Origin of the sequence: Thalassomonas sp. RHCl1 (assembly GCF_947387555.1) — a bacterium.
In the GTDB taxonomy this organism is placed as follows: Bacteria; Pseudomonadota; Gammaproteobacteria; order Enterobacterales; family Alteromonadaceae; genus Thalassomonas.
In genome coordinates this window covers 179,092-187,765 of sequence record NZ_CANDNZ010000011.1, presented here as the reverse complement: position 1 = coordinate 187,765, position 8,674 = coordinate 179,092, and the positions used below count along the sequence as shown (strand labels likewise).

Sequence of the window (8,674 nt, the reverse complement as noted above, 5' to 3'; positions counted from 1 at the left end):
ATTGTCTGATATCGGATTTTGAAGCCTTTAAAAGATCGGTCAAGTGATCATTTATTTTCTTAACTGATCGGCATTACCCGCTTTGGGGCTTTTTTTTACGCCCAGGATGAGCTGTCAGCTTATCTCTCCAGACACAAACTTTACGCTGCCCGTTTGTTTGCCGGCTCCGGATACAAACTCACCATTTAACCTGATGCCGTCCATGAGTTTGTTTGTTCAAAATTTCAGGGTAAGTCTTCAGTTGCTAAAAACCTGCGTTTCTCTAAGCGATTTTGGTGATATTCTTACAAAAAAAGCAGCAAAACCTGTGATCAAGCCCTTATTTTAGCTGTTACTGTAATAAAATCACAATAAATGTAAAAAAATTACATTTTGTGCTTTACTTTCTTAGAGTGCTTACTCTATAATGAACTTGTTCCTAACGCGAACGCTTGTTGTAATTTTTTGTATATTCTAGCTTTCCTCATAGCTATAGGCCGATAGTTTCACTGTCGGCTTTTTTTTGCCCAAAATTCAGTGAAATGTTGCATTAATGATAAATGATGTTTTATTACATATGTTTGTCAGCGGAGAATGACTGCAATATCACTACCCGTATCTTGTTTATATGTTAAGCATTTCTGACTGGATTTAGCTTTTTATCAGGGAGCTTGCCTTGCTCTGTTTCTTTTTGTTGCAGCCATTGCAGCACCCGGGGAAAATGATCATCAACCGCTTCTGGTGCGGTGAGCATATTCAGATGATCGTAATCGAGTTTATTACCGGCTTTTTTACTGAGCAGCTGGTAACTGGCGTGTTTCAGGCAAGACTCGGACATAAATAGTTTCACATCGCTGCGGTGTCCCAGGCTGAAGTCGCGGATGGCGGCGAAATAGTGGATTGGCGGCAGCACCTGATTTTTAGCGGCCTGGGCGTAATCGAAATTATCGTCGCTGTCACGCCAGTGGTCGTTTTTGACCCAGGAGACACATTGCCTGTGGGTTTTTAAAGTTTCGTTATCGGCGCCGAATTTGAGCTTTTTCGCCGGAAGATAACCAAAAGATCTACTGAGCAGCGGACTAAAGCGGTTCCAGAAAAACTCTATTTTCAACAGGCGTTCGAAGTTTTTTACCCGCACCCGGCGTTTGCTGCCAAAATAAACGCCGCTGATCACTTTGTCGCTCAGGCGAGGAAAACGCAGCAGCATGGCATTGAGGTAAACTCCTCCCCAGGAATGGGCCGCCAGATGTAACTTGGGCTGCTGGCTGTGTTCAAGGATAAAATCTATGATTGCCGGCAAGTCATGGCAAATGGTTTCGGTTTGGCCATGTAAGCTGTGTTTCCCTATTTTGGGCGTGCTTTTGCCAACGCCGCGCAAGTCTGCCACGTATACCTGATAACCCTGTTTGGCCAGATAGCTGCCGAGTCCTTTGCCGCTGGGGTGATAAAAGATGCGCCCGTCTTCCACCATGCCGTGCACCATTAATACCGGCAGGCCTTTTTTATCCTGGCTCCTTGAGTCAGCTTTATTGATGGACATCAGGTGTAACCGGCTGCCGCAGGGCAGGGGAAGGTAAAGAGATTGATATAACATAACCGCGCTTAATAACATAAAAGTGATAGCATTCTCTGACGCTGTGCTCAACAGCAGAACATCAAAGAACAGGTACTACCAGTTACTATACTGATTGCCGTTAAAAAGCACAATCACCCCTATGCAGGCATTGTGCTCCTGACAGGGGGCGGCAAGGTTATATCAGCAGGAGCCTTTTACTTTACCTGCCAGCGTAAATTGTCATTGAGAAAAACCGTGACTTGGTGATCGCTGTTGTCTTCCAGATCTTCCAAATCGTCATCCCAGCCGTGATAACTGTGGTTATTAATGGCGGTCAGGTTATAGACCTGGCTGTCGTAAGGGAAGGTTTCCCCCGGGGCGGCACTTTCTATCATCACGTATTCGTCGTTATCGTCAAAATATTCCTTCACCGCAGTCAGCAGATCCTGCTCTGTGTTGATCTGTTCCAGGTTAAGTTCTGTGATGCAGATTTTATCCTTATCCCTGACTTTGATATGTAACCCCCGGTTATGGGGGCTGTTGAGGGGGTAGCTGACATCCCGGTTAATATTCACCAGCAGTTCAACATCCTGGGCCTTTATCCGGGTGGGGATAATCGTGGTGGCGTGTACCTTATGGCCGCTGTCGTCAATTTTGTAACCTAATTCCATGGCTGAGCTCCTTTTAATTTTACTCCCTATACTTTAAAGGCTCCGGTGACATCCTGCAACGTGGTAGCCAGTTGTGCCTGTTCTATTGCCGTGGCGGCAATCTGGCTGGCGCCTGTGGTGGAGGCCATAGATTTTTGCTCAATACTGACAATACTTTTCGCCACATCCTGGCTGACGGTTGCCTGTTCTTCAACTGAAAAGGCAATTTGGTTGATCATTTTAAAAATACCACTGACAGATTCGCTGATCTCTTGCAGGCTTTGTTCAACTTTCATAGAGCCTTCAACGGCTTGGCTGGCTTTGCCTTTGCTGGATTCAATGACACTGAAAGCCGAATTAACGTCGGTTTGCAATGAACCGATAAAGCTTTCTATTTCAGTGGTGGATTCCTGGGTGCGTTGCGCCAGGGTTCTGACTTCATCGGCAACCACAGCAAAACCACGGCCTTGTTCTCCGGCCCTGGCCGCTTCAATGGCGGCATTGAGGGCCAGCAAGTTGGTTTGTTCTGCCACCGACTTGATCACATCCACTACCTGGGTAATATTGGTGCTGCTCTGGTGCAGTTTCGTCATTCTTTCCGTTAAGTGATTGATTTCATTTGCAAGACTTTCAATGGCCTGGTAAGACTCCCGTACTACCTGAACCCCTTGCTGTGCCTGTTCATCACTGGCTTTGGCGGAGTCTGCGGCAAGCTGGGTATTTGAGGCCATTTCATTGGCATTTGAGGAGAGTTCTTCAATGGCGGTGGAGATAACGCCAAGTTCGTCTTGCTGCTCCGCCATGGCGTTTGAGTTATGCTCGCAGGTGGTGGAGGTTTGCTGTGCGGTGGCGGCCAGGGAGGAGGTTGAGGATGAAATTTCCCTGATGGCAGCGGTAAATTTTCCCAGGGTGAGATTAAGGTTTGAAGAGATTTGCCCCAATTCGCTCTTGTTGGACAGTTTTGCCTGTACCGTCAGATCATTGTCGTTCCTGACCTGGGTCATCACTGATGTCAGGTCAACGACCCCTGCAGTTAATTCTCTGATGATGTAGATACTTATACCGCTTGCGGCCACAATCAGTACGGCGCTGAGTAAAATATTCAGCAGCATGGATTGTTTGGCGTCATCCTTGACGGTAATGGTTAATGATTTCAGTGAATCGCTGAGCTGATTTTCAATTTTTTTCAGTTGGCCGATACGATTGGTGGATTGGGTAAACCAGTGCTTGGCATCGACGGTAAAGGGGGAAGCATTTTGATTGGCAATGGCCCTTAAGCGGATAACTTCTTTAACTGAGGGATTATCAAGTTGTTGCTGGTAAAAACGTTGATTTTCCGGGTTGGTAAAAGTGTTAAAATTATGGAAGTAAATGTTTTGCTCCGACACCAGGGTAATAAACTTTGTCAGCAGGCCGTCAGCAAAATGGCCGCGAGAAAAGGTGTTGCTCAGTACCGCACGTTCGACACCGGCCCTTTCTTTTCCCTCTAAAAAATTATAATAGGCAATGGTTTCCCGGGTGACTTCCGGGTGTGAGCTGATTTCTGCAATCAGGGGAGAAACACTGATTAAGGTTTGATTTAAGCTACCAAAAAATGTCAGTGCTTCTGCAATCTGTACGGATTGATCATCTATTTTGCGTCTGAGGCGCTGCAGCTGCTCTAGCCGATCGACTATGTTTGAATTTAGTTGGTTAACCTTTTGCTGGAATTGATTTTCTCGCCAGTAGTTAGTATGTTGATTAATTTTGGAGTCAGTGACTTTTCTTTGTTGTTTGAGCTCAGTGGCGAACCGCTTTCCCTGTGAACCGAGAAAGACCGCAGACATGCCGCGCTCTTTTTGCAGTTCATGTACTAACTCGCTGTATACCACGGAAAGTTGTGTGAGCCGGGTCAGTTGTGAAGCTTCATTTGTGGTGGCGGCGCTTTGAATAATGGAAGAAAGGCTAAACCATAAGAATCCCAGCAAGGGTAAGGTTAACAGCATGATGATTTTGAGCTTAAAAGAAATATCGGAAAATTTCATATGGCATCCCTTCTATTTGTTTATCTTGTCGTTACCTCTTGGTTACATGAGTCGAAAGCCTATCTGATCCATGGCATAAGCAAGTTTAGTTGCTATTTGGCATTTGAGGAAATGGATTCGCTTGTTCTGATGTCTGCCTTATGATGTTCTTTATTTAACTTGTTGAATTTAATGATTTAAAATCAGTGTCGAAAAGTTTTTATTAAAAAGTTGAAATAATTTAACCCCATTTGCCCTGGCCATGCGTTTAACTCATAAGCAGGCATAACAGCCGGGGGCCTGCCGTGTGATCACACCTCGCTTGATGTTTAAAGGAAATAAGCGTCATGAGCTAATCAAATTAACAAGATTTACGAGGAATCAACATGAGAAGAACAATTGCTTTAATGCCGTTAGCAGGCATGATTACGTTTGGCTTATTCGCCTTTATGGCGTTTTTAATTCGCAATGACCAGCTTACCCCTATTGTCGGGGAGCCTACGCCCGTGATCCAAGTGGCGCAAACTCCGGAGGATTCCGAGGTGGAAACGAAACCGAAAGCGGTATTGCAGCCGCCGGTGCCGCCGACGCCTATGCCAAGAAGCAATATCATGCCGACTCAGGAAGGCATGGACACCAGTTTTGATTATCAGCCGGCGACGGTGGATTTAGGCAGCAGTATCAGCACAGGTGTTTTTGATGGTGCGGCCGATACCGAGGCCAGACCGATAGTACAGATCCCGCCTAAATATCCGATGGTGGCCCTGAGCAGCGGCACCGAAGGCTGGGTATTGCTGGCCTTTGATATCAATCCTTTGGGCGGAGTGGAAAATGTCAAAGTACTGGAGGCAAACCCTAAGCGGATTTTCAACAAAGCGGCGAAACAGGCGTTAAGGAAGTGGAAGTATCGTGCTAAATTAGTTGACGGCACGGCTGTGGCGCAGAAGAACCTGACGGTGCAATTAGATTTTAATATGGAAACCTGATTTGAAGTTACCTGCAAAAATAAGGGGTTGGTTTAATCCAAAAGCCAACCCTGAAAAATTACTGGCGAATTATATTGCCACCGATAACAAGCAGGCACTGGCGTTATTGGTGGAGCAATTTAACTTACCGCTTTATCACTACTTAGTGAGCCAGTCGGATAAAGAGCTGGCACAAGACGTATTGCAAACGAGCTGGCTAAAAGTCATGAAGGTAAAAGAAAGCAGCAAAGCGCACATTAATGTCAAAAGCTGGTTGTTTGCCATCGCCCGTAATACCCTGATCGATGAACTTCGCCGCCAGCAAAGGTGGCAATGGCAGGACGTTGAGCAGCAGCTGTTGACGGGGGAGCCTCTGGAAAAAACATGTGAACTAAGCGATAAGCTGGCTAAATTTAACCGGGTGGTTAACCAGCTGCCATTTTTTCAGCGGGAGGTGTTTATTCTCCAGCAGGAAGGTTTTTCCCTGCTGGAAATTTGTCAGCTTACCGATGAAAGCTTTGAAACGGTGAAAAGCCGTTTACGTTATGCCCGGACCAATATCAAAAAACTAATGGGACCTGAGCTATGAGGCAGGCACAGAACAATATTGCCAACGGCAAAGGTAAAGATATGAACAAAAACGGTGATGCGCGGGAGCTGGTCTTTGAGCAGGAAATACATGCCCTGTACCAGCAGAGAAAGAACCAGTTGCAACCCCCGGAGATCAAGTTATCCGGACAAGGTTTGGCGAGCAGAAGTAATCTTAGCTGGATGCGCCCTTTGCTGTTTTTGTTTGGCGGCGGTGTGGTCTCTTTTGGTCTGATGGCGCTGGTAAGCCACTTTGCCGGTTACCAGCAGCAAACGCAGGTTGTGCCTGAGCCGGAGCACAAGTTTATCCATCTGGCACCCGAGCCTGAGGCAGAGGAGCAGCAAGCGGTCATTGCGGTCATTCCCCCCTTGCCGCCAAAAGTTGTGCCTCAGCCACCTGAAGTATCACCGGCATTGGCGGCGGATCGCCACCAGCAAGTGGATAATAGCGGCGAATTTAACTGGCAGGTGAATATCTCGCAAAAAACTGCTTTGCCTGAGCTTAAACAGCCGGGGCTGGCATTAACTCCTACATATAAAGTTATGCCGGAATATTCAGTAAAAGCACGGCAAACAGGACAACAAGGGGAGGTAAGACTTGGCTATAAAATCAATCAAGCGGGGCAGGTTACCGATATACAGGTCATTGATGCCAGTGTCGGCCGTGAGCTGCAAAAATTATCCCGCCAGGCGCTGGCCAAATGGCGTTATCAGCCGGGTATCGCCGCAGGGCAGCAGCAGGTGGTTTTTGAGTTTAGCCTCAATGGCGGTTGAATATAGGCAGTAACAGGTGGGTAAAGTTTAAGTTGTTGAAAATAATATTAATTAGTAAGGATTACATTATGCGTATATTAGTAGGTTTATGTTTGGCTATTTTCAGTTTTTCATCTTTGGCAGCTGCGATCCCGGACTCGCCCCATGTGTATGTGAAAGGCCGGGGCAAAATTTCAGTATTGCCGGATTTGGCGGAGATCTCTTTTTCCGTGATCCGCCGTCACAGCGATTTAATCCAGGCAAAAAAAGCAGCCGATACTTTATCTGCCGACATTATTAAAATTGCCGAAGAGTACGAGATTGCCAAAGAAGATATTTCCGCGTCAGAGCTGTTTATCCAGCAAGAAATGCAATACGACCGGGAAGCGGGCAAGCAAGTGATCACCGGCTTTAAGGTGAGCCGGAATATCCAGTTTTACCTTAAGAAAATCGATGTTTATTCACGCCTGATGCAAAGCCTGGTGAATGCCGGGATCACTCAAATAAACGGCATCCAGATGATGGCGTCCAATGCTGAAGACCTGCAAAAGCAAGCGCAGAAACTGGCTATTGCCGATGCCAGGGCGGCAGCGGAAGAGCTGGCTGACGGTTTCGAAGTTAACATAGCCAGGCTTTACCGTGCTGCCAAAGAGCCGATCCGCGGGGAGCAGCCTTATGCTGCCATGGAGAGTATGAGGGATTCGGCCCCCGCCAATATTGTTGAAGGAGCTTTTGAACCCGGCTCTATTACCATAGAGCAGGTAGTATATGCGGTATACCTGCTTGAGTAAGGGCTAAGTGGGGCTGGGGAAGACTGTTTTGGCGGCCTTTGATGGTAGCAGTCGCTGTTTAAGGGAAGTGCTACTGCGCCATTAAACCAATACTTTTATTGTATGAAATTTGATCAAGTAAACCTCTTGTAAGTGTAAGTATTCTTTACAGTTATTTTTGTTTTGTTTTATACTTGAAATTTAATGTATTGTTTTTTCATTGGTTTTTTTATTTGGTGTTGATGTTGCATATGGGTTATAAAAATGAAACTAAAATGTTATGTGCTTTAGTTTGTTGTCAATTTTTAAAAATAAAGGAACGTCCAGTGAAAAAATTACTTACCTTAATTGCCGTATTGGGTTTGAGTAGCCAAGTTAATGCCACCCCGATTGATTTAACTAACTGGACCGAAACCCCGGGTGGTGACTGGTTGCTGGCCGTCGACGGTTCCAGTGTGTTGCAGGCAGACAACGGCGAGGCAACTTTCTTTCTCAGCGAAGACAATTATATCAACACAGAAATCAGTGGCACTGTTGGTGTTGAAACCAGCAGTGATGATGATTTTATCGGCTTTGTTTTTGGTTATAACAACAGCAACGACTACTTGTTATTCGACTGGAAGCAAGGTTGGCATAATTCGGCCGAATCGGGCTTTACTTTGTCCCGCATCAGCGGAACGAATGTCGATTTGTGGGGGCATAGCGGCAGCGATCTGACCGTACTGGCATCCGACTATACTACCAGGGACAGCTTCAAAGGCTGGTTAGATAATACCAGCTACAACTTCACTTTGGGTTTTAGCGACAGCAATATCCGCATTGATATTGACGGCAACACGATTTTTGATGTTGACGGCTCATTCAATGAGGGTAAGTTTGGTTTCTATAATTACTCACAGTCCTATGTCCGTTACAGCGATTTTGAAGAAACCGTAAGCGAAAGCGTGCCGGAACCTTCTACTTTGGCTATTTTTGCTTTAGGCATTATGGGATTAGCTTCACACCGTCTTAGAAAATAAATGCGTTTATTTGTTTCTGGCTAATCGTCAAAAGTTATAAAAAAGCACCATAGATTTGGTGCTTTTTTATAGGTGAAACCATATTTAGCATGTTTAAGGCTGGTGGCGGAGGTTTATAAAAGGCAGCACAGCCAAAGCTGCTGTTTAGTTAAGAAATAGCGCTATAATTTATCCACTATTTTTATGACGCATCCTGTGATTCAGTGCGATATTCACTGCTATTACTTCTCAGTCTGTGCTTGTTATTTTTGCCATCAAAGGTCCGGGAGTCGATAATTTAGTCGTTGAAAACAGCTGTTGCAGGCTCCGGCATCCTATTTTTACCCATATGCATCTCAATTGAATTTTTCATTACTAGGGGGAAAATATATCTGGTCCTTGCTGGCTGGATT

General features: G+C 45.7%; 8 protein-coding genes. 5 read left to right on the top strand and 3 right to left on the bottom strand.

What is annotated here, in order from left to right; genetic code table 11:
- Positions 1 to 610 precede the first annotated feature (610 nt).
- The 3 genes from QL234_RS24900 to QL234_RS24890 all read right to left on the bottom strand — a co-directional run bounded on the left by QL234_RS24900 (position 611) and on the right by QL234_RS24890 (position 4,208).
- On the bottom strand, positions 611 to 1,573 hold the full coding sequence (locus tag QL234_RS24900; RefSeq protein ID WP_281560464.1) for an alpha/beta fold hydrolase: 963 nt from the start codon (positions 1,571 to 1,573) through the stop codon (positions 611 to 613).
- A gap of 176 nt (positions 1,574 to 1,749) precedes the next feature.
- Complete coding sequence (locus QL234_RS24895) at positions 1,750 to 2,205, bottom strand: hypothetical protein (protein WP_281560463.1); 456 nt, start codon at positions 2,203 to 2,205, stop codon at positions 1,750 to 1,752.
- Positions 2,206 to 2,231: 26 nt separating this feature from the next.
- Positions 2,232 to 4,208, bottom strand: a complete 1,977-nt coding sequence (locus tag QL234_RS24890; protein ID WP_281560462.1) for a methyl-accepting chemotaxis protein — start codon at positions 4,206 to 4,208, stop codon at positions 2,232 to 2,234.
- A 365-nt stretch (positions 4,209 to 4,573) separates the two neighbouring features.
- Between QL234_RS24890 and QL234_RS24885 the strand changes: the two genes are divergently transcribed.
- The 5 genes from QL234_RS24885 (at position 4,574) to QL234_RS24865 (ending at position 8,282) form a co-directional block, all read left to right on the top strand.
- Positions 4,574 to 5,173, top strand: a complete 600-nt coding sequence (locus QL234_RS24885; protein ID WP_281560461.1) for an energy transducer TonB — start codon at positions 4,574 to 4,576, stop codon at positions 5,171 to 5,173.
- 1 nt (position 5,174) lies between these two features.
- A complete protein-coding gene (locus QL234_RS24880) occupies positions 5,175 to 5,741 on the top strand; it encodes a sigma-70 family RNA polymerase sigma factor (protein ID WP_281560460.1) in 567 nt (188 codons plus the stop codon).
- The gene (locus tag QL234_RS24875; protein WP_281560459.1) at positions 5,738 to 6,514 is read left to right on the top strand and encodes a TonB family protein; all 777 of its coding nucleotides are present in this window, start codon (positions 5,738 to 5,740) and stop codon (positions 6,512 to 6,514) included. The genes QL234_RS24880 and QL234_RS24875 overlap by 4 nt, the downstream gene beginning before the upstream one ends.
- Before the next feature lie 68 nt (positions 6,515 to 6,582).
- Positions 6,583 to 7,284, top strand: a complete 702-nt coding sequence (locus tag QL234_RS24870; protein WP_281560458.1) for an SIMPL domain-containing protein — start codon at positions 6,583 to 6,585, stop codon at positions 7,282 to 7,284.
- 305 nt (positions 7,285 to 7,589) lie between these two features.
- Positions 7,590 to 8,282: a PEP-CTERM sorting domain-containing protein gene (locus QL234_RS24865; protein ID WP_281560457.1), complete on the top strand. Its 693-nt coding sequence runs from the start codon at positions 7,590 to 7,592 to the stop codon at positions 8,280 to 8,282.
- Positions 8,283 to 8,674 lie beyond the last annotated feature (392 nt).